This window comes from Bacillus sp. MMSF_3328 (assembly GCF_030733525.1).
GTDB lineage: Bacteria > Bacillota > Bacilli > Bacillales > Cytobacillaceae > Bacillus_AB > Bacillus_AB infantis.
Genome location: NZ_JASHIV010000001.1, coordinates 51090 through 71982, shown reverse-complemented (window position 1 = coordinate 71982; position 20893 = coordinate 51090). Strand labels below are relative to the sequence as shown.

The window sequence follows — 20893 nt, the reverse complement described above, 5'->3', positions numbered from 1 at the left end:
TTTTGTATGCTTTTTTATTTACCATCGGCCTCCGCTGCCTGTACCGTCATTTCCAGATCCATCCGGATTGACTACTTCAAATAAAGCCGAAGCTTTTGGCTTGGATTTATCCCGTTGTTCTTCGGCAACAGCTGTTACGGTTGTATAGCCGATACCTGCTGCTTCCAGATAAAAATCGTCTCCATCCTGTACAACTCTAACACTGCCATTCTTCGCATCGGCTGTGAAAACCTCAGTGATTTTCTTCTTTGTAGCCTTTTCTGGATTGAATATCAATAGTGATTCAATATTGACTTTCTTATTAATTTCCAGCTTATAGACTGCCTTTTTGAACTTAATTTCTTCAAGGGCAATGTATGGATCTTTAACGATGATTTTGACCCTTTTTTCAAGCTTTGAGCCATCAGTCGTTTTGACAATTAGTTCTGTTTCACCCTTTTTATGTCCATAAACGGAATCCTCTCCAACCAGGCTTGCAATTTCATTATCAACTATCGATATTTCCAATTTCTTATTGGTCGCCTGTGCAGGCAGGATTTCCACTTTGTATACCGCTGTTTTATCTATTTCCACTTCAATTGGATCAGGTGAAACATTGATTGATTCTATTCTTTTCTCAATTGTCAGTGATTTTGTAACTGGCTGATCAGTAGCAGAGAACCCGCCAATCGCTTTAATCTTTATGGTGTTTTCCCCAGGCTCTGTCAGAGGGATTTCTTCATCTGGTGAGAACTCCTTCCATTCGGTTGTGCCTTTTTCGTTTATAATCTTGTAAAAATATTTAACTCCCTGTCCTGCCACCAGCTTTGTCAGTTTAACATTGACATGTTCATTTGCCTTTTCGCTGCTGTTATAAGACTTGCCTGTGTCCACACCTGTCATTTCATAATCAAGTACCAGATAAATTGTAGCCTTGCTCCCATCACTGTATATAACTTCAATTGATTTATTGTTATCAGTAAAACGCATATCCATGATCGGCTTATTGAGCAGCCCGTGATCATTTGGGAATCCAGTCTGCGCCAGCTTTTTCCCATTGTCGCTAAGATCGATTTTGCTGATGATGCCTGCTGCATCACCATCATACGCCTGCTGCTTTGTCGTATCCTTCAGCCTGACTTTCATATTGATGACCTGGCTGGAGGCGGCGATTGTTGTCTGCTGGTTTCCAAAGCGGCTGTCCTTATAATATAAAATGGCAGCTGGCATCTTGACGTTGCTGAGCGCCCAGTCCCCCTTCAGCTTAAAAGCTCCTGTCACAAGGTCAGGAGTGAAACGGCCATTGCTGTAACCCACTGAGCCTGTAAACGATAACTCAATCGCTTTTCTGCCGTCCGGAAGATCGATAGCTGCTGCTCCTGCAGAGCTTACTAGTGATACCCCTTCAGGAAGCGGCTGGACAATCCTCAAATTCGTTAACGAGCCTTTTACAGTATTGTTTACAAGTCCAAACGGATTTAGCGAATAGTGCACCTCAAACTCATTGGTCTTCTCTGCCGATCCGCTAACTTTAATTAGATTGTCAGGAGTGTTGATTGACCCATTAAGATTCATTGTCCCCTTGAAGCCAGGCGGAGCATCGGCTTTGACCTCTATTGTCACAGAGCTATGAGGCTTGGTGATTTTTCGGCCGTTCAAGTCTGTATAGGCCATGCTGATATTATCGAAAGTATAAATCCCCAGCTCTTTAAAGCTTAGTGGAAGGTTTAAATCGATTGGCTGCGGTGCAGTTTGATTTATCGGATACGGAAGATTGAACTTTATGCTGGCAAAGCCGTTTTCATCAATCCTTGCCCCGCTGCCTTCAACCAAACTGACTTTATCACTGTATTTCTTCAAATCTACCTTTATCTCCCCGCTGATGGATGGAGTATCCATGTCAGCAGAAATATCACGGAAAATGGAAGCTATATTTTCCTGAGTGGCTTGCCTGGCCGCTACACCTGTTACAGACGAAAGGCTCCTCAAATAATTCATATCAACTTCAGTGTTATTGCCAAAACCAATGGAAAAAAGCTTGATATCCTTCTCTGCAAGTTTTTGAGCCACCCCGAGACCATGGGCCCTTATACTTTCAACTGTTTCGTTAACTGATTTGCTTATAGATGTTTTCTGGCTGCCATTATAGAAATAGACTGAATTGCTTAAGTTAGGTTTTTGTCCATATAGCTCATAATGCACTTCTTTCATTGCAGTAACATATTCACAGCCCCAGATTAGAAAAGAGCAGGATCTGTATGTAACCTTTTCATTCACGTTGGAAAACGTCGGCTCCCCATCCGTCATAAACAATACATATTTATTATTAGTGCTGTTCCCAAACATACCTAAAGCTGCTTCCAGAGATTGTGTGTAGTTGGTTCCTCCCAGTGCTGAAAGGCTATTCGAATTCGAGTTAATCAGATTAAGGCTGGCTATATTATTGTTGGGAGAAAATGTGACAACCTTCCCTGTTTCAACACCATCGTCAAACGGCACAAAGCCAAACCGGTCATTCGGCCCAGCATTTTCCTTGAAAAAGCTCACAGCGGCCGTCATGGCGTCTTTTGCGCTCTGAAATTTCTGCGGATTCCTGCCTGAGTCATTCATCGAGCCGGATTTATCAAACACAAACACTACATCAATCGGGTCGCGGTTTGCGTTAGTGGCTTTGCCTTTTGGCGTCAGGTGGAAGTCGATGCTTCCCTCGGCATTGCTGTTCTGCGGTTTAACGATGACAGATTGCGATGCCTTTGCGCTAAAATCCACCCCCGCTTCTTCTGCTGCCAATATATCCTTTCCTGTATAGGAAAGCATAAGGATCAGCAGCTGCAGCATCAGGATGGCAGATATAGCTCTGCTATACTTCCTCATCATGTTCCCCCTTTCTCATTTTCCTCTATATAAAACTCTCAGATGTCAACTGTGTCATTTTTACTATTATTATACCAATTTACCTATAGATTCCAAAGCTTTATCTTGCGGAATTTATCATATTTTGCAGTTTGATTCTTCATAACAGGAACTGCCAGAAAACAACAAAATAAAAAAATCCCCAACAGGGGATTTTCCTATTTCACATACTCCGCCACCCGATTCCTCCCTGCCCTTTTCGCGCCTACATACAAAGCGCGGTCGGCATGGCGGATAAGGGCGAGCGGATCATCTGCATCCACTGGTGCAGATGCAACGCCAATAGAGGCAGTGATGCTGACTGAGAGTCTGGAGCCGTCGCCGTCCATATGCTGGGTGATGGTAAAAGGCTGGGTGGCGATGGCAAGGCGGATGACTTCGGCAAGCTCGAGAGCCTCCTGCTTTTCCGCGTCAGGAAGCAGGACAACAAACTCCTCTCCGCCATATCGCGCTACAGTTCCGTATGGCTCTGTGAGCAAGGATAGCCTTTCTGCCAGTTCGATCAGGATCTCATTCCCGCTCTGGTGCCCAAAAGTATCGTTTACGCTTTTAAAGTGATCGATATCCAGGATGATGAGCGAAAGGACGCTCCGTTTTCCAGATTCCATCCTTATGAACTCTTCTCCAAGAAGCACGTCTAAATAGCGGTAATTATACAGCTTCGTCAATGCACAGCGTTCGCTGTTTTCCTTTGTTCTTTCATAGTTCCTGGCGTTTTCAATGGCGACTGCGAAATGGGAACAAAGGATGTCCACAATCATCAGCTGATATTTTTCATAGGCCCTTTTCTTTCGGGACGCGAGAAGGAGGACACCGACAACTTTGCTTGAGCGGGCGATCGGAACGCAGAGGACGCTTTCGACCTCCTTCGGCATATAGCCTTTGGCTGCTGTCTTCCATTCTTTTTTCGTACTGAAAAGGGCAGCTTTCCCTGTCGCCCATACAAGCCCGCTGATGCCCTCATTTCTGCGCAGCGGGAGTGCTGACGGTGTGGTCCGCTCTCCATCCTCCACCTGATAAAGAAGCTTGAGCTCAGACTCATCGACCACATCAAGGATATAAGCATAGTCTACCGGCAGCATGCCGATCAGCTTTTCGATAAAAAGCTCCATCACTTCATTCCTGTTGAGGCGCTCAGCAAGCTGATGGCCGATTTCGGCTGCTTTGTGCAGATAATCGTTCACCTTTTCGCTGGAATTATAGAGTCCCAGGATAATAGACAGGCTGGCAAAGGGTACGCCTACAAACAGGATGGATAATAGCCCCACTTCACGATAGAGGATATAGAGCATGAATCCGACCGGCAGCGTCATGATCGATGTAAGCGACTCCCATATAAAATCCTTCCCGAAAAAATTCGTTTTCTGCTTATGCAGGAAAAAAAGGATCAGGGAAAGGACAAGCTGATTCACAACATAATAGACAATCGGATACAGGATGGACAGCCATAAGGAAGGGCCGTGCTCCATCAGGTCGGCTCCCTGCTTTCCGCCAAGGGAATAATAAAAAACCCCGCTTATGAAGGAAACCACAAAGAACATAAATGAATTGAGCGGAAACCTGTAAGACTGGCTTTTCGGAAGCCGGAGCTTCAGAAGGAGAAAGATGACTGAAGCCTGTACAAGAAGCATTTCGATAAAGATGCCGAAAGTCAAAAAAACGGCAAAAGCCACCCACTGCAGCATAAACACGGGCACGTTATTGATGATGATCGGCATGGATGATACAAAAAACATAAGCAGCATAAATGCCAGGACATCGACGTTCAAAGCTGCAGGCTGCGGAGGATAGAGGGTATAGGTTAGCCAGACTCCGGCAGGCACAGTCAGCGCCCAGATGATCCATATGTATTTTATCGCTCCCTGCTTAACCATAATCCCCATCCTTCCGCCTCAAAATACCCAAGTATTTACAATATAGTAGAATAGTCACAAAATAAATATTATTGTATCAAATTTCCAAAAATTTGTCACTCTAATAATGCGCTGCTCTGCCAAAGCATCAACACCTTTTTCCAATCAGTGAATTCAGAAATGGTTTTGCGGCAGAGAGGAAATAGAGCGACCCTGTAATCACCAGAACATCAGCAGACTGCAGGTTCGACAATTCTGTCCTGATGGCCTCTTCCCAGCTGACACAGGCCGTTTTATTTCTGGATATACTAAGGCCGGCAAGCATTTCAGCATCCGCCGCCCTGGGGAAATCAAATTGGGTAAATGTAATTCTATCGGCAGCTCCATCAAGGATTCTGATCATTTTGTCCAGCTTCTTGTCTGACAATGCTGCGAAGACAACTGCTATTTTTTTGCCATCATACCTTTTGCCCAGCTCATCTGCAAGAGCCATGATGCCTTCTTCATTATGGGCTCCGTCCATGAGAACGACAGGATTGTCAGAAAGGAGTTCAAGCCTGCCTGGCCAATAGGCTTCGGACAGACCTTTCCTAAGATCTTTTTCTTCTATCATAAAGGAGTAGTACTGGTTCAGGATTCCTGCGGCCGCAGCTGCAAGCGCGGCATTCCTTGTCTGATGAGATCCCAGCATGCTGATTTCAAGGTTCTTATATTCCCGGAAAATCGTGCTGACGGTAAACCTTTCACCGTGGTCAGACGATTGATGATCACTGATTCCGATTTCGCTGCCAAGCCGGTACAGCTTCGCGTTCTTTTCTTTAGCTGTTTTTTCAATAACAGAAAGGGCTCCCTCTTGTGAAACAGCCGTCAAGGCAGGGACACCGCTTTTGATGATCCCCGCTTTTTCAAAGGCTATTTGTTCATAGGTATCTCCAAGGATCGCCGTGTGGTCGAGGCCGATGCTGGTGATGATGGACAGAAGCGGATGGACGATATTGGTCGAATCAAACCTTCCTCCCAGGCCGACTTCAAACAGGGCGATATCAACCGGATTTACGTCGGCAAAATAACGGAAGGCCATTGCAGTAATAACTTCAAACTCAGTCGGTGCCCCAAGCTCCGTCTTTTCCAGCTCCTCGCTGAGCGGGTAAATATCATTAACAAGCCTGAGGATTTCTTCATCCTTCACAGGCTGGCCATTCAGGCTGATTCTTTCATTGAATTGTTCAAAATAAGGAGAGGTGAAGGTACCAGTCTTGAATCCGGCACTCACAAGGATGGAACGCAAATAGGCAACCGTTGATCCCTTCCCATTCGTTCCTCCGATATGTACACTCTTGAGCTTTCTCTCGGGATGGCCCAATTTTTCCATCATCCATTCCATCCGCTTTAGCCCAGGCTTGATTCCGAGGCGAAGGCGGGAGTGGATCCAGGATATTGCTTCTTCGTACGTTTGAAACATAAGTATCTGCCTCCATACATAGGAAACCATACGGAAAGACGAATCCTTCCTGGATCCGCCTTTTCCGTTATGGGTGGTTTACCCTTTTAGTTCATTTAAGCGAGCTTCTACAATCGCTCTCTTTTCAGTATAGTCCTTTTCTTTGGCGCGTTCTTCTTCAATGACCTTTTCAGGCGCTTTTTTAACAAAGCCTTCATTGGAGAGCTTCTTCTGTACACGCTCAACCTCTTTGTTCAGCTTATCCCACTCTTTTTTCAACCGGGCAATTTCTTCATCGATGTTGATGAGTCCCTCCAGCGGAAGGATGATCTCAGCTCCGGAAACGACTGCTGTCATTGCCTTATCAGGTGTTGCGGCAGCAGGGCTGATCTCAAGCTCTTCCGGATTGCAGAAGCGCTCAATATAAGCTTTATTGGCTGTTAGAGTAGCAAGAACATCGTCATCATTCGGCTTCAGAATCATCTTGATCTTCTTGCTCAATGGTGTATTCACTTCTGCACGGCTGTTCCGGACAGAACGGATGATTTCAACAAGCAGCTTCATATCGCCTGCTGCCTTTTTATCAGTGTACTCTTCTTTCACCTTCGGCCACTCAGCGATCGTGATTGATTCACCGCTGTGAGGAAGGTTCTGCCAGATTTCTTCTGTAATGAAAGGCATGAACGGGTGGAGAAGCCTCATGGTATTATCCAGTACATATGCAAGAATCGAACGGGTCGTTTTCTTTGCCGCTTCGTCTTCCCCATAAAGCGGAAGCTTCGCCATTTCAATATACCAGTCGCAGAAATCGTCCCAGATGAAGTTATAAAGCACACGGCCGACTTCACCGAATTCATAGCGGTCTGAAAGCCTTGTTACCGTTTCAATCGTTTCGTTGAGCCTTGTCAGGATCCATTTATCAGCTACTGACTTTTCTCCTGTTAAATCGATGTCTTCAAATTTCAGGCCAGCCATATTCATAAGGGCGAAACGGGAGGCATTCCAAATTTTATTGGCAAAATTCCAAGTTGCTTCTACCTTTTCCATGCTGAAGCGCAAATCCTGTCCAGGCGAGCTTCCAGTCGACAGGAAGTAGCGGAGTGAATCGGCACCGTACTGGGCAATGACATCCATCGGATCTACACCATTGCCGAGTGATTTGCTCATTTTCCTGCCTTGCTCATCTCTTACCAGTCCGTGGATGAGTACATCCTTGAATGGGCGCTCTCCTGTAAACTCAAGGCCTTGGAAAATCATCCTGGATACCCAGAAGAAGATGATGTCATAGCCTGTTACAAGGCTTGCTGTCGGATAATAGCGCTTGAAATCAGGGTTTTCTTCATCCGGCCAGCCCATTGTAGAGAATGGCCATAGGGCGGAGCTGAACCAGGTATCAAGAACATCATTATCCTGGGTCCAATTCTCAGCATCAGCCGGAGGCTCGGAATCTACATACACCTCGCCTGTTTCCTTGTGATACCAGGCCGGGATGCGGTGGCCCCACCAGAGCTGCCTGGAGATGCACCAGTCGCGGATATTTTCCATCCAGCGGAGATATGTGTTTTCAAAGCGGTCCGGGATGAAGTTGACTTTGTCTTCTTTCTGCTGCAGCGCTACCGCTTCGTCTGCCAGCGGCTGCATCTTGACAAACCATTGTGTGGACAGATATGGCTCAACTACAGCTCCGCTCCGCTCAGAATGGCCGACAGAATGCATATGCTCTTCAATTTTGAAAAGTACACCCGCGTCCTGCAGGTCCTTCACGATCTGCTTGCGGCATTCAAAGCGGTCAAGGCCGTTGTATTTGCCGGCATTTTCATTCATGGTTCCGTCCTCGTTCATGACAAGGATGCGCGGAAGATCGTGGCGGTTCCCGATTTCAAAATCGTTCGGGTCATGTGCAGGAGTGATTTTAACCGCACCAGATCCGAATTCCTTATCCACATAATCATCGGCAACAATCGGGATTTCACGGCCGGTAATCGGGAGGACAACATTTTTCCCTATCAGATGCTGATAGCGTTCGTCTTCAGGGTGAACCGCTACGGCTGTATCGCCAAGCATGGTCTCCGGACGGGTTGTGGCAACCTCAATGGATCCTGAACCGTCTGCAAGCGGGTAGTTCATATGATAAAAGGCGCCCTGGACATCCTGGTGAATTACTTCGATATCTGAGAGCGCAGTTTTTGTGGCTGGATCCCAGTTGATGATATATTCGCCGCGGTAAATCAGGCCTTTTTTATAAAGAGAGACAAAAACTTTATTAACCGCCTTGGAAAGCCCCTCATCCATTGTGAAGCGCTCGCGGCTGTAATCAAGTCCCAGGCCGAGCTTAGACCACTGCTGGCGGATATGCTCTGCATATTCTTCTTTCCATTTCCATGTTTCCTGGACAAATGCTTCGCGGCCGAGATCGTAGCGGGATTTTCCTTCGCTTTTCAGCTTCTGCTCGACTTTCGCCTGTGTTGCGATGCCGGCATGATCCATGCCCGGAAGCCATAATACATCATAGCCCTGCATCCTCTTCATGCGGGTAAGGATATCCTGAAGCGTGGTATCCCAGGCATGGCCGAGGTGAAGCCTTCCTGTTACGTTCGGCGGCGGGATGACAATCGTATAAGGCTCTTTGCTTTGAGCATCCTTCGCTTCAAAAAATTTGTTCCCGATCCACCATTCATACCGTCCCTTTTCAATATTCCGGGGATCATACTTTGTTGGCATCGCCAATTCATTATTCTCCATTGTATTCCCTGCCTTCCTTGTATCTGTTAGTGTTGTGGGTACCTGAACAAATAAAAAACTCCATCCGTCAATAAAAGGACGAATGGAGCTGATTTCGCGGTACCACCTTTTTTCCGGGCAAGTAATGCAATCCTGCCAGGCGCTTAATCTGATAACGGTTTTCCCGTCTTTCGCTACTGTGAACATGTTCTGTTCGCGAAAGAAGCTCAAGGGCGACCTTCCAATGATTCTGCCTGGAAAACCTTTCAGCTTGGGGTTTTCCTCTCTTTAGGCAGCTTGCACTGTACTCTTCCCTGTCAATGCTTTTCTAATGATATTTATATATGATATAGTACCGAATTTCGCGGTTTATAGTCAATAAGTATCGGCAATATTTTTTAAAATCATACATCCGCCCGTACGATTCTAAAAAATAGGCACTTAACCTGGGGAAGGGACATAGAATGGTGTAAAAGAGATTAGGGGGAAAACAGATGAAAAGGAAATTCAATCCTTATACCCTGCCTCCATGGCTGAGGACCTTTAGAAGTGTTTGTGCCCAATTCATAATTCCCTTCTGTGTCTTTCAGGGAATACGGACCATTCTCATTCCTACGACCTTCGATGTTCTTTTGCTTTCAGTCTTTATCTTGCTGGCTCTGGCACTCCATCTTGAATTCATTTAGGAGCCCTCAGGACGAATTGTCCGGGGCTCCTTCCTGTTCGGCCTGGGCTTTTGCCGCTTCCTGTGCCTGCTGCTTCTGCCTTTCGATTTCGTCGATCCTCATGACGATGTACTCTGTATTCTTCAGAAGCCAGAATTGGCGCTGAAACTGCTGGACGAGCTTTCTTTCATCTGCAGAACCGCGGTTCTTATGGTAGTTTTCCGCCTCTCTCAGGACAGGGCCCGGGTGGGCAAGATAGCTCTGGAACAAGAGCATTTCATCCTGCTTGAACGGCATATATTTAAAGTAGGTATACAGCCACTCAACCGATTCATCGCTCCGCTTCGGGTAACTTCTTAAAGAGCGCGACAGAAACGGCAGGAGATCGTGGAGCGGGGAAGCCTGGCGCGATTTTTCAAAGTTGCTGAAATATCCGTAGCCTCTTTCATCATACAGAAAATGCTCTGTTGAAACTTTTCCATGGATGATGACAGTCCGCGCTTTTTCATCATCCTTCGTTTTTTCATGCCAATCCTTCAGCTTGCCTTTCGAAAATTTCAGCGCCTGGGTAATATCATGGTAATACAGGCAGAAAAGGAGCTCGAATGGCGCCATATACTGCTTTCTTTCACATTCATCAATAAATCCCTCGCAGAATTCTGTCTCCTTCTCCCAGGCGAGCAGGGTCTTTTCATAATGCTCCTGCCGCTCCTCGCTGGTGACATTGACTTCCTTCAATGACAGTGTGTGCAGCCGTGCCAGTTCCCGGAACATCTGCTGATGGCGTTCAAAACGGTTTTCTTTTTCTTCATTGGCGAGCCATGGCATTAAATAATACAGTTCACTCTCATGAAAAACAGCGTAGCGGCCGTCCGCAGCCGGATAGATCGGCACTATCCGGTTGTAGCCCTTCTGATAAAGGGACTGAACCTGCCTGATAAAATCGGTCCCATGCTTTGCTTTCAGCTTTTTCAGTGCAAAAACGCCTTTATCGGAATAGATCTTCCTGGTCCTGCCGTAGTCTTCCACAAAGTGGGGCTGGACGGCATAGTGCTTTAAAATCGGGGAAACCGCTGCTAATCTGTTGCTTCCTTCCATACGCGTATCCCACTTTCTTATTGGCGTAGTGATCCTCCGGAAATAAAAGAAACAGTTGAACAGGTACCTCCATACCTGCCCAGCCTGTTTCATACATGTCTTATTGCCTGCAGAAGGCTATTTCTGATAGGCATGCACAGGGACATACAGCACCTGGCCTTCATAAACGTCCTGGTTCAGCTCCAGGTGATTGACTCTCAGCAGCGCCGGAACAGGAACCTCATATCTTTCTGCGATAATATCGAGTGTATCGCCATGCTGAACGATGCACACTTTCATCCTGGCAGACTGCTCTTCTTCCTTTCGGGCCAGAAACTCAGCCAGTGACAAGCTCTTGCTTTTTTTCTTATTGGCTGCTTTCTTCTTTTTTGGAGCTTGGTCAGAAGAAGATTCACTTTCCTCCTGCTGGGCCTTGAAGCCGGTCAATATTTCTGCCGGCTGCATTTCCGGCTTTTGGTTACCGGCATAAGTATCTTCTGCTGCCTTTTCACTCCTGAACGTTGCAAAGCTATGGTCAGGCACTTGTTCTGCAGGTTCAGCATGGTAGGCTGCTTCCGGGACCGGAAGCTCATGATCTTTGATGGTGTCAAAAAACGCTGCCGGCTTTTCTTCTTTTTCAGCCTCCTCCGGCTGCTTTCTCGCTTCGGCAGTAAAAGGGGCAAACAGATCGGCAGCTTCTGCGTTCTCTGTTTCATCTTCCTCTTCCGCTCCTGCCCCGGCTTTATAAATAGAATCTTTGAAACCGGCATATTCCGGGAGCTGCACCTCTTCATTGTCCTCTATTATTAACTCTGCCGGCGCTGCCGAACGGAATAAAGGCTCCAGCTCCTTTTCAGTCTCCTCTTCTGCTGCAAGCAGTGGCTCAAAATGATCCTGCTGCTGCTCCTCTTCCTGAGCTTCTGCCTCAGCTTCCTCTTCTTCCGGCCTTTCATCGTGTTCCTGTGCTGCATCTTCCTCATCATACTCCGCGGCAGGATGCTGCTGTTCCCCGTAGAGGCCGGTGATGGTCAGATCTGCTGTCAGCCTCATGCAGCTTCTTTCCTGGAATTGATAGTCAAAAGAATCAATATAGACATCCAAATCATAGACGCTTCCTATCCTATTATTCGGAATGGTTATATCAACAGGGAAATGGTGAGAAAATTCACAGATCCCCCCTTCCCTCTCTTCGACGGATTGAATGAATTTTGGACTGGCAAAAGATTCTTCCAGTTCATCTTCTTCATTTTTCCGGTACTCCCCGGCCAGTTTCAGCGATCCTTGAATCGATACATATTGTTCATGTTCCTGGATGGTTATATTCGGATCAAGCGAAATAGAAACAAGCTCAGATACTTCCTGTCCTTTTTGGAACCAGACGGATTCTTCTAAAGAAAAGCGCAGGCATGATTGATCTTCCTGGGACAAAGCGACTCCTCCTTTCAGCTCTTTCACGTATAATCACTATGTCATTATCACTCTATGAACGGCTGATAGTAATTATGATTAGATTGTGAAAAGTTATGGAGCGCAGGAGAGTAGGGGGTGAATATTAATGAGGCAATGAGGGGGGATTCGTGTATAAGGACACACACAAAAAACAGGCCGGAGTTAACCGGCCTGCTTCCATCAGCCTTTCAGCTTGGAAAATGCAAGCTCGGCTGCGTTCAATGTTTTTTCAATATCTTCATCCGTATGGGCGGTTGATAAAAATAATCCCTCGAATTGCGATGGAGGCAGGAAGACTCCTTCATTCGCCATTTCACGGTAATAAGAAGCAAAATAGTCCAGGTTGGAGGTTTTCGCTTTTTCATAATTGATGACTTCTTCGTTTGTAAAGAAGAAACCGATCATTGAACCTGCACGGTTGACCGTCAGCGGGATATCATGCTTCTTCGCTGCTGCATAAAGGCCCTCTTCCAGCTTGTCAGCCTTCCGTTCGAATTCTTTGTACGATTCAGGAGTGAGCTGGCTCAGCGTTTCGTATCCGGCAGTCATGGCCAGCGGATTGCCTGAAAGTGTTCCTGCCTGATAGATCGGGCCGCTCGGGGCGATTCTCTCCATGATTTCCGCTTTGCCGCCATAGGCGCCTACAGGCAGGCCGCCGCCGATTACTTTGCCGAGGCAGGTAATGTCAGGGGTAACGCCGTAATAGCCTTGAGCGCAATGATAGCCGACACGGAAGCCTGTCATGACTTCGTCAAAAATCAGGAGCGTCCCATATTCACTCGTTATGTCCCTTAATGCTTCAAGGAATCCTGGAAGAGGAGGGACAACCCCCATATTGCCGGCAACAGGTTCTACGATGACCCCGGCAATATCTTCGCCGAATTGCTCAAAAGCATATTTTACACTTTCCATATCATTGTAAGGCACAGTAATTGTGTTCTTCGCAACGCCTTCAGGCACCCCCGGGCTGTCGGGAAGGCCGAGTGTGGCAACACCTGAGCCTGCTTTGATCAGGAGGGAATCGCCATGGCCATGGTAGCAGCCTTCAAATTTAAGGATTTTGTTGCGCCCTGTATATCCGCGGGCAAGGCGCAGGGCGCTCATTGTCGCCTCTGTACCTGAAGAAACCATCCTGACGATCTCGATGGACGGCACCCGCTCAATCACAAGCTTGGCCAGCTCATTTTCGGCAATGGTCGGAGCGCCGAAGCTTGTGCCAAGTTCCGCGATTTTCTTGATCCCTTCCACTACCCTGTCATTCGTGTGCCCAAGGATTAACGGCCCCCAGGAAAGCACATAATCGATATATTCATTGCCGTCAATATCATAGATCTTCGAGCCTTTTCCCCGCTCCATGAAGATCGGATCCATATTGACCGATTTAAAGGCACGGACCGGGCTGTTGACGCCGCCTGGCATCAGCGATTTCGCTTCATTATAGGCTTCGGCCGATTTAGTATAAGAACGCATGCTTTTCCCTCTTTTCTTCTTTTTAATCATTCAAGAATAGGATGGCTTTACTGGCATTACTGCTGTTCTTTAATCCATCTTGCAGCATCTTTGGCATGGTAGGTGATGATTAAATCTGAACCGGCACGCTTCATCCCGGTCAGCATCTCCATTACAATGTTTTTCTCGTCAATCCAGCCATTTTGCGCTGCCGCTTTCACCATTGAATATTCGCCGCTCACATTATAGATGACCATTGGCAGGTTCACTGCATTTTTCACGTCTCTTACAATATCCAGATAAGGCATTCCAGGCTTTACAATCAGGAAGTCTGCACCTTCTGCAAGATCAGCTTCTGCTTCCCTGAGTGCCTCCATGCGGTTGGCAGGGTCCATCTGATAAGCTTTCCGGTCGCCAAATTGAGGCGTGCTGCCGGCTGCATCACGGAATGGGCCGTAGAATGCTGAAGAATATTTGACTGCGTAAGACATGACCGGCACATCCTGGAAGCCTGCCTCATCCAGTCCGGCCCTGATGGCTGCAACAAATCCATCCATCATATTGGAAGGGGCGATGATATCAGCGCCTGCTTTCGCCTGGCTGACTGCAGTCTGGACAAGGAGCTCAAGGGACGCGTCGTTCAGGACTTTTCCATCCTCTATCAGCCCGCAATGCCCATGGCTTGTATATTCGCACAGGCAGGTATCGGCGATGATGACCACCTCAGGAAATTTGGACTTGATCAGTCTCGTTGCCTCCTGGACAATACCGTGATCGTGATAAGCCTGCTGGCCGCATTCGTCTTTTTCGAGCGGAATTCCGAATAAGAGGACTGATTTGATCCCTAATGATACAACCTCTTCCATTTCTTCCTCAATGCGGTCAAGGGAAAGGTTATACTGGCCAGGCATAGAAGGGATTTCCCTTTTAATATTTTCTCCTTCTGCGGCGAATATCGGATAAATCAAGTCTTCAATACGAAGATGATTTTCCCTTACAAGCGCTCTCATACTGGCTGTCTGCCGTAAACGGCGGTATCTTTTGAACTGCATATCCATTTCATTTCCTCCTCTGATTCAATTCAGCTGCTATGCTTTTTGCCAAATCTTCAATCGTATATCCGGCAGGGACCACATGGACACCAAGCCCCAGTTCTTCCGCTCTTTTCTGAGTAACAGGGCCGATGCAGGCCACAAGGCAGCCTTTGATAGCTGCTTCAGCACCCGTCTTGCGGACAATCTCCATAAAATGCTCTACAGTCGACGGGCTGGTGAAGGCCAGCACATCCAACGATCCATTTTTCAGCATGACTGCGAGCTTTTCTCCGCTATCTTCAGGAAATCCGGTTTCATATATAATGATTTCCTGCGGCTCTGCCCCTGCCCTTTTAAGCTCGTCTGCAATATAGCTTCTTGCTTTATTCCCTTTGGGGATCAGCACCTTCATGCCTTTTTCGACAAAGGGAAGGAACTCATCAATAAATCCTTCTGCAGCAAATTCCTCCGGAGTAAAGCTGACAGCAAGCCCTGACTCCTCTGCGGCCCTCTCTGTTTTTGTGCCAATGGCCGCAATCTTGGGAAAAACGGCATTTCTGCCGGCAAAGGATATAAAAGTTTCAAGGGCATTTTTGCTGGTAAAAATGACCCAATCGTATGTAGGAAGCTCCCTGACAGCATGAAGGATTTCTTCTGTTACCTCTGCCGGCCTGAAAGCAAGCAGCGGTATTTCCACTGGTATGCCGCCATAGCTGCGGATCAGCTCAGAAAAAGGTCCGGCCTGATCCTTCCCCCTGGGTACAAGCACTTTTTTGCCTGCAAGGGGAAGGCTCTCCCCGGTCATTCTCCGTCAAGCTCCTTTTTTACATCATCAATAAGCTTTTTGGCGCCTTTTTCAATCAGCTTTTCCGCAGTTCTCAGGCCCACTTCTACAGGATCAGCTCCAGTCACTTTTTCTTTATAAATCGTTTTTCCGTCCGGTGAAGCCACAAGACCTGTAAGCTCAATTTCATCCTTCTCATTCAGCACAGCATATCCTGCAATAGGAACCTGGCATCCGCCCTCCATTTTATGAAGGAATGCACGCTCGGCACGGACTGTCTGGTTTGTTGTCCCGCAAGTGAACTTGCTCAGCAGCTCAAGCAGCTCCTTATCGCTCTCGCGGCACTCAATGGACAATGCCCCCTGGCCAACGGCCGGCAGGCAGACTTCCGGCTCAAGGAATTCCGAAACAGTATCAGTTGTCCATCCCATTCTTGACAGACCTGCTGCAGCGAGAATGATGGCATCATACTCCTCTGTTTCAAGCTTTGCGAGCCTCGTATCAATATTGCCCCTGATCCATTTGATTTCAAGATCCGGGCGCTTTGCAAGCAGCTGTGCGCCTCTTCGCAGGCTGCTTGTGCCGACAACCGCTCCCGGCTTAAGCTGATCCAGTGTCTGATGCCCTTTTGAAATCAATGCATCACGGTGATCCTCCCTTTCAGGAATAGAGCCTATCACAAGGCCTTCCGGCAGGACAGCGGGCATATCCTTCATGCTGTGGACTGCCATGTCGATTTCTTCATCAAGCATAGCCTGCTCGATTTCTTTTACAAATAAGCCTTTTCCGCCAACCTTGGATAAGGTCACATCAAGGATCTGATCTCCTTTTGTCACGATTTCTTTCACTTCAAACTCGAAAGAATCGTCTATCTTCTTCAACTGGTCCATCACCCAGTTGGTCTGTGTTAATGCAAGCTTGCTGCGCCTAGAACCGACTATAATTTTTCTCATGACAGCCTCCTATGTATAGGGGGCAAGGCTTTTGCCAAGCCCCCTGATATAAATCATTATTATGAGCTCCAGAAGTGGAAGGATGAAAGCCTTCCAAACAGGAAAAAGTTGATAAGTACAATTAAAAAGGATGCGAGATTCCACAGGGCCAGCGATTTGCCTGAAAAGCCCCTTGCCACCCTCACATACAGGTATACGCTGTATACGCCAAGCACGATGAATGAGCCAATGACTTTCGCATCATACCAATGCATATCTGGTACCTTGATATAAGCCCATTGCGTCCCGAGGATCAGGCTTATAATCAGCATCGGTACACCGATTACATTTAATACATATGACATATGCTCAAGCTTTGACAAATCTGCAATTCTCAGGAGCCTGGATCCCCATTTTTTCCTCTTTAGCAGGTCATACTGAATAAGATACAGCAAAGAGAAGACAAATGACAGTGAAAAGGCGCCATATGAAAGGATTGCGACTGTTATGTGGATCAGGAGCAATTCCGAGACGAGTTGCTGGGCCATGACTTCAGATTCGTACTGAACGGGTGCAAAAGTGTGGATGGCCATGATGACAAAGCCGAGCACATTAGTGAAAAAGACGATAAAATCCACTCTCAGAAGGCGGTTGATTCCGAGCGAAAGAGTGATAAGCACCCAGGCATAAAAATATAGCCCTTCAAATATAGTCAGCACCGGAAAACGCCCTGTATTTTTCATGTACAAAAACAGAAAAACAGTCTGCAGAATCCACACAAATGCAAGTAACCAGAAGGCAACCCTGTTGGCCTTCCGGTTATTGTGAAGAAAGTCGATGAAGTATAAAAGCACGCATAAAGCATACAGAACGACTGTTAACTCATGCAGCCTTGTCATATAGATGTCAAACATTGCCCAGAACCCCGCTTATGACTGAAAAGAAGGCACGGCCGGCTTTACTGCTGCCCGCATTGGTTCTGCTGCCTTCACTTCATCATCATGTTCTGCAACAAGGTCTTCTATATTGAAGATTTTCACAAATAAATCCAGCGCTTTATCGGCATCAGCCTGTGCAGCCATTTCCTTGGCCTGCAGGATTGGGTCTTTCAGCATCTGGTTGATGATGCTCTTCGTGTGTTTGTTCAACACTTTTTTGTCGCGCTCACTGAGATGAGGCAGTTTTCTTTCAATGCTGTTCATGGTTTCGGACTGGATGGCCAAAGCTTTCTCACGCAGGGCGGAAATGACCGGAACAACCCCAAGGAGGTTGAGCCACTGCTTGAATTCCACAATCTCGCCTTCAATCAGCATCATGATAGCTGCTGCCGCTTTTTTGCGTTCCTGGAGATTGGCTTCTACAATGCCTTCCAGATCGTCAATATCATAAAGGAATACGCTGTCCAGCTCAGAAAGCTTAGGATCAAGATCGCGTGGCACGGCAATATCCACCATAAAGAGCGGTTTGCCTTTGCGCATCTTCTCTACATGGACCATCATCTCTTTCGTAATGACGAATTCCTTTGCACCTGTAGAGCTGATCAGGATATCAGCTTCCATTAAAGCGCACTGCAGCTCCTGGAGGGTCTTGGCTTCACCGTGGAAGCGGCTCGCCAGATCCTGGGCCTTTTCAAATGTGCGGTTGATGACAGTCACCTTGCTTGCCCCATTGGCATGCAGGTTCTGAATGGCCAGCTCTCCCATTTTCCCTGCTCCAAGGACAAGGACATGCTTCCGGTCAAGAGATCCGAATATCTTTTTAGCCAGCTCGACGGCAGCATAACTGACCGAAACCGCATTTGCGCCAATTTCAGTTTCAGAATGGGCCTTCTTGGCCAATGTAACAGCCTGCTTGAAAAGCTGATTAAATACAGTGCCTGTCGCCTGCTTTTCCTGTGAAGCCAGGAAGCTAGTACGCACTTGTCCAAGAATCTGTGTTTCGCCAAGAACCATGGAGTCCAAACCGCAGGCAACTTTAAACAGATGCTCTACAGCACCGTCCTGTTCGTAAACAAACAGATACGGAGAGAATTCTTCATGGGCCATATCAAACCACTCAGACAAAAATTCTTTTATATAATAGCGGCCGGTATGAAGCTGATCGACCACTGCGTATATTTCAGTGCGGTTGCAAGTAGAAAGGATAACATTTTCCAGGATGCTCTTTTTGCTGTTCAATGCCATCATGGCATCCCCCAGAGAGTCCGGATTGAATGTCAAACGCTCGCGGATTTCGACAGGGGCAGTTTTATAATTAAGACCTGCTACAATAATATGCATAAAGTGTTTGCACCCCCAGCTAAGTACGTAATTCAATACTATAATTATAACATTTTTTTCGTGTGAAATTGTGAACAGATAATGAACTCATATGGTAATATAAATGATTGAAAGGTGCTCTTGCTGCATGGCTCAAAAGAAGCCTGCAGGAGCAGAAAGCCTTAGCCCAAATTACATATATCGACAAAAAGGCTTACTTATGTACAGTACCAAAAATAAAGCCTGGATTCAAGTGAACCTTACTGGAAGTGGTGTAAAAATGAAAAACCAGCGGATTTTCCCAGGAATCATCCTTATAGGCTTCGGTGCCTATTTCCTGATGCAGCGCTCAAACGTACAATTATTCCAGGATTTCTATTCCTGGCCGACACTATTATTGATCGTCGGTATTGCTTTTCTATTCCAGGGATACGGAGCCAGAGATTATGAAGCGATCCTTCCCGGCGTCATCCTGGCAGGGTTTGGATTGCACTTCCATATTGTAAGCCGGCTCGAAGTGTGGCCTGACCATATCGGCACCTTCATCCTGATCATCGCCCTCGGGTTCCTGCTCAGAGCCCAAAAGACGGGGGCAGGCTTTGTCCAGGGGCTGCTTTTCCTGTCCATCAGCATCCTGCTTCTATTCAATGACAAAGCAGAAAACATTTTAGGACCATTGGGGCCGGGCCTATCATCCATCTTAAGATTCTGGCCGGCTGCGCTTGTGCTGGTGGGCCTGTACCTGCTGTTATCAAAGAAAAAGTAGGCTTATACTGCCTATCATTCCACACTTGCACAAAGATAAAACACCCGTCCGGGTGTTTTATCTTCCTTTATTCAAAAATCTCCACTGCCTTACAGCACAGAATCCAGGAAGCTTTTTGTCCGCTCTTCCTTCGGGCTCAAAAACAGCTGCTCCGGATGGCCTACCTCGACAATCCTTCCTTCATGCATATATACCGCAAAATCGGCGACTTCTCTCGCAAAGCCCATTTCATGGGTCACGACAATCATGGTCATCCCTTCCTTCGCAAGGTCCTTCATGGTGGCAAGCACTTCACCGACCAGCTCGGGGTCAAGCGCAGAGGTCGGTTCGTCAAACAGCATGATATCAGGCTTCATGGCCAATGCCCTTGCAATGGCCACCCTTTGCTTCTGCCCCCCTGACAGCTTGGCGGGATATACATCCTCTTTATCTGATAACCCCACTTTTTTCAGGAGCTCTTTTGCCTCTTGCCTGGCCTGCTCCTTTGGCACTTTCTTTACAAAGACCGGGGCCTCCATCACGTTCTCGAGGACAGTCCGATGGGGGAACAGGTAGAAATGCTGAAACACCATCCCCACTTTTGACCGGATCCTGTTAAGGTCATGCGTTTCTTTCTCAACCTTCTCCCCTTCAATGACAATGTTTCCGCTGTCCTTCATTTCAAGGAAGTTGAGGCATCGCAGCAGCGTGCTTTTTCCTGACCCGCTTGCCCCGATCAAACAGACTACATCGCTTTCTTTCACTGTCATATCTATATCCTTCAATACATGAAGGTCCCCAAACGACTTGTTCAGCTTCTCCACTTTTATCATGACTGCTTCATTCATCTGCCATTGCCTCCTCTTTAATCACTAATTGCCATCCGCTTTTCAATAATGCTGACCAGGAATGAGAATACGAGCACCAGTATGAGGTAATAGACTGCCACGATTAAAAGATAGCTCATATAGTCATACTCATTTGATCCATATGTGGTCGCCACATTGAAAAGCTCGTACATGCCAATGAATGAGGCAAGGGATGAATCCTTCAGCGCTATAATGAATTGATTGCCAAGAGGCGGCAGGGCCCTTCGAACTGCCTGCGGAAGAATGATGCGCCTCATAGCAAGCCCGGCTGACATGCCGAGCGACCTGCCCGCTTCCATCTGCCCTTTTTCAATGGACTGAATCGAGCCCCTGAAAATCTCCGCTATATAAGCGCCGTTATGGAAGGCGAGCCCAAGGACAACGGCCAGAAACTGCGAGATATTCAGAGATGTCAGCCCAAAGTAGAAGATAAATATCTGGACAACCAAAGGCGTTCCCCTTACAAGGAATATATATATATCTGCAATCCATTCAAGAACTTTTATTCGCGAGATTTTTAAAAAGGCAAAAAACAGCCCGATGAAGATGGCTATAAAAACAGAAACAATCGTCAATTCAAAGGTAAGAAGCATGCCCCGTAAAAATACGGGATATGTTTCTATAAACTTTCCTGCAAGTTCCATAGGCTTTTCCTCTCTTTAATTGTAATATGAAGCATTTCTTTTATGTACATAAAGAGGCGAATGCAAGTTGCATTACATTC

At 46.9% G+C, this 20893-nt stretch carries 16 protein-coding genes and 1 other annotated feature; of the genes, 2 read left to right on the top strand and 14 right to left on the bottom strand.

Annotation, left to right across the window (positions count from 1 at the left end):
- Window positions 1-18: 18 nt before the first annotated feature.
- From RBB45_RS00295 to RBB45_RS00280, 4 genes are all read right to left on the bottom strand, one after another.
- The gene (locus tag RBB45_RS00295; RefSeq protein ID WP_306009013.1) at window positions 19-2856 is read right to left on the bottom strand and encodes a VWA domain-containing protein; all 2838 of its coding nucleotides are present in this window, start codon (window positions 2854-2856) and stop codon (window positions 19-21) included.
- A gap of 194 nt (window positions 2857-3050) precedes the next feature.
- Window positions 3051-4766, bottom strand: coding sequence for a sensor domain-containing diguanylate cyclase (locus RBB45_RS00290; protein ID WP_318246885.1), 1716 nt, complete (start codon window positions 4764-4766; stop codon window positions 3051-3053).
- 127 nt (window positions 4767-4893) lie between these two features.
- Window positions 4894-6207: a bifunctional folylpolyglutamate synthase/dihydrofolate synthase gene (locus tag RBB45_RS00285; RefSeq protein ID WP_224951620.1), complete on the bottom strand. Its 1314-nt coding sequence runs from the start codon at window positions 6205-6207 to the stop codon at window positions 4894-4896.
- 78 nt (window positions 6208-6285) lie between these two features.
- The gene (locus tag RBB45_RS00280; protein WP_224951623.1) at window positions 6286-8928 is read right to left on the bottom strand and encodes a valine--tRNA ligase; all 2643 of its coding nucleotides are present in this window, start codon (window positions 8926-8928) and stop codon (window positions 6286-6288) included.
- A 71-nt stretch (window positions 8929-8999) separates the two neighbouring features.
- Window positions 9000-9237, bottom strand: a binding site (T-box leader).
- Between the two features lie 164 nt (window positions 9238-9401).
- Between RBB45_RS00280 and RBB45_RS00275 the strand changes: the two genes are divergently transcribed.
- A complete protein-coding gene (locus RBB45_RS00275) occupies window positions 9402-9593 on the top strand; it encodes a hypothetical protein (RefSeq protein ID WP_009796068.1) in 192 nt (63 codons plus the stop codon).
- A 6-nt stretch (window positions 9594-9599) separates the two neighbouring features.
- Here RBB45_RS00275 and ysxE read toward each other — a convergent pair whose 3' ends face one another.
- From ysxE to hemA, 8 genes are all read right to left on the bottom strand, one after another.
- Window positions 9600-10670, bottom strand: a complete 1071-nt coding sequence (ysxE, locus tag RBB45_RS00270; RefSeq protein WP_009796067.1) for a spore coat protein YsxE — start codon at window positions 10668-10670, stop codon at window positions 9600-9602.
- Between the two features lie 117 nt (window positions 10671-10787).
- Window positions 10788-12077 (bottom strand): stage VI sporulation protein D, encoded by a 1290-nt coding sequence (spoVID, locus tag RBB45_RS00265; RefSeq protein ID WP_224951625.1) that lies wholly within the window; start codon window positions 12075-12077, stop codon window positions 10788-10790.
- Window positions 12078-12278: 201 nt separating this feature from the next.
- Window positions 12279-13568 carry a glutamate-1-semialdehyde 2,1-aminomutase gene (gene hemL, locus RBB45_RS00260; protein WP_306009012.1) on the bottom strand — a complete coding sequence of 430 codons (1290 nt, stop codon included), beginning with the start codon at window positions 13566-13568 and terminating at the stop codon, window positions 12279-12281.
- Between the two features lie 56 nt (window positions 13569-13624).
- Complete coding sequence (gene hemB, locus RBB45_RS00255) at window positions 13625-14605, bottom strand: porphobilinogen synthase (RefSeq protein WP_009796064.1); 981 nt, start codon at window positions 14603-14605, stop codon at window positions 13625-13627.
- Window position 14606: 1 nt separating this feature from the next.
- The gene (locus RBB45_RS00250; protein ID WP_009796063.1) at window positions 14607-15386 is read right to left on the bottom strand and encodes a uroporphyrinogen-III synthase; all 780 of its coding nucleotides are present in this window, start codon (window positions 15384-15386) and stop codon (window positions 14607-14609) included.
- Window positions 15383-16318 (bottom strand): hydroxymethylbilane synthase, encoded by a 936-nt coding sequence (gene hemC / locus RBB45_RS00245; protein ID WP_009796062.1) that lies wholly within the window; start codon window positions 16316-16318, stop codon window positions 15383-15385. Before hemC ends, RBB45_RS00250 begins: the two co-directional genes overlap by 4 nt.
- Window positions 16319-16377: 59 nt before the next feature.
- On the bottom strand, window positions 16378-17211 hold the full coding sequence (locus RBB45_RS00240; protein WP_009796061.1) for a cytochrome c biogenesis protein: 834 nt from the start codon (window positions 17209-17211) through the stop codon (window positions 16378-16380).
- Between the two features lie 15 nt (window positions 17212-17226).
- Window positions 17227-18576 (bottom strand): glutamyl-tRNA reductase, encoded by a 1350-nt coding sequence (gene hemA, locus RBB45_RS00235; RefSeq protein WP_224951627.1) that lies wholly within the window; start codon window positions 18574-18576, stop codon window positions 17227-17229.
- A 259-nt stretch (window positions 18577-18835) separates the two neighbouring features.
- Between hemA and RBB45_RS00230 the strand changes: the two genes are divergently transcribed.
- Window positions 18836-19321 (top strand): LiaI-LiaF-like domain-containing protein, encoded by a 486-nt coding sequence (locus RBB45_RS00230; protein ID WP_035403579.1) that lies wholly within the window; start codon window positions 18836-18838, stop codon window positions 19319-19321.
- 89 nt (window positions 19322-19410) lie between these two features.
- On the opposite strand, the gene RBB45_RS00225 is transcribed toward RBB45_RS00230, so the two are convergent.
- Window positions 19411-20148, bottom strand: coding sequence for an amino acid ABC transporter ATP-binding protein (locus RBB45_RS00225; protein WP_306009011.1), 738 nt, complete (start codon window positions 20146-20148; stop codon window positions 19411-19413).
- A gap of 17 nt (window positions 20149-20165) precedes the next feature.
- Complete coding sequence (locus RBB45_RS00220; protein ID WP_009796057.1) at window positions 20166-20813, bottom strand: amino acid ABC transporter permease; 648 nt, start codon at window positions 20811-20813, stop codon at window positions 20166-20168.
- Window positions 20814-20893: the final 80 nt, after the last annotated feature.

Bases quoted from the DNA above. Each gene is read 5' to 3' on its own strand.
- RBB45_RS00275 (WP_009796068.1), top strand. From the start codon at position 9,402: ATGAAAAGGAAATTCAATCCTTATACCCTGCCTCCATGGCTGAGGACC.
- RBB45_RS00240 (WP_009796061.1), bottom strand. From the start codon at position 17,211: ATGTTTGACATCTATATGACAAGGCTGCATGAGTTAACAGTCGTTCTG.
- RBB45_RS00295 (WP_306009013.1), bottom strand. From the start codon at position 2,856: ATGATGAGGAAGTATAGCAGAGCTATATCTGCCATCCTGATGCTGCAG.
- hemA (WP_224951627.1), bottom strand. From the start codon at position 18,576: ATGCATATTATTGTAGCAGGTCTTAATTATAAAACTGCCCCTGTCGAA.
- RBB45_RS00290 (WP_318246885.1), bottom strand. From the start codon at position 4,766: ATGGTTAAGCAGGGAGCGATAAAATACATATGGATCATCTGGGCGCTG.
- RBB45_RS00225 (WP_306009011.1), bottom strand. From the start codon at position 20,148: ATGAATGAAGCAGTCATGATAAAAGTGGAGAAGCTGAACAAGTCGTTT.
- hemL (WP_306009012.1), bottom strand. From the start codon at position 13,568: ATGCGTTCTTATACTAAATCGGCCGAAGCCTATAATGAAGCGAAATCG.
- hemB (WP_009796064.1), bottom strand. From the start codon at position 14,605: ATGGATATGCAGTTCAAAAGATACCGCCGTTTACGGCAGACAGCCAGT.
- RBB45_RS00250 (WP_009796063.1), bottom strand. From the start codon at position 15,386: ATGACCGGGGAGAGCCTTCCCCTTGCAGGCAAAAAAGTGCTTGTACCC.
- RBB45_RS00285 (WP_224951620.1), bottom strand. From the start codon at position 6,207: ATGTTTCAAACGTACGAAGAAGCAATATCCTGGATCCACTCCCGCCTT.
- hemC (WP_009796062.1), bottom strand. From the start codon at position 16,318: ATGAGAAAAATTATAGTCGGTTCTAGGCGCAGCAAGCTTGCATTAACA.
- ysxE (WP_009796067.1), bottom strand. From the start codon at position 10,670: ATGGAAGGAAGCAACAGATTAGCAGCGGTTTCCCCGATTTTAAAGCAC.
- RBB45_RS00220 (WP_009796057.1), bottom strand. From the start codon at position 20,813: ATGGAACTTGCAGGAAAGTTTATAGAAACATATCCCGTATTTTTACGG.
- RBB45_RS00280 (WP_224951623.1), bottom strand. From the start codon at position 8,928: ATGGAGAATAATGAATTGGCGATGCCAACAAAGTATGATCCCCGGAAT.
- RBB45_RS00230 (WP_035403579.1), top strand. From the start codon at position 18,836: ATGAAAAACCAGCGGATTTTCCCAGGAATCATCCTTATAGGCTTCGGT.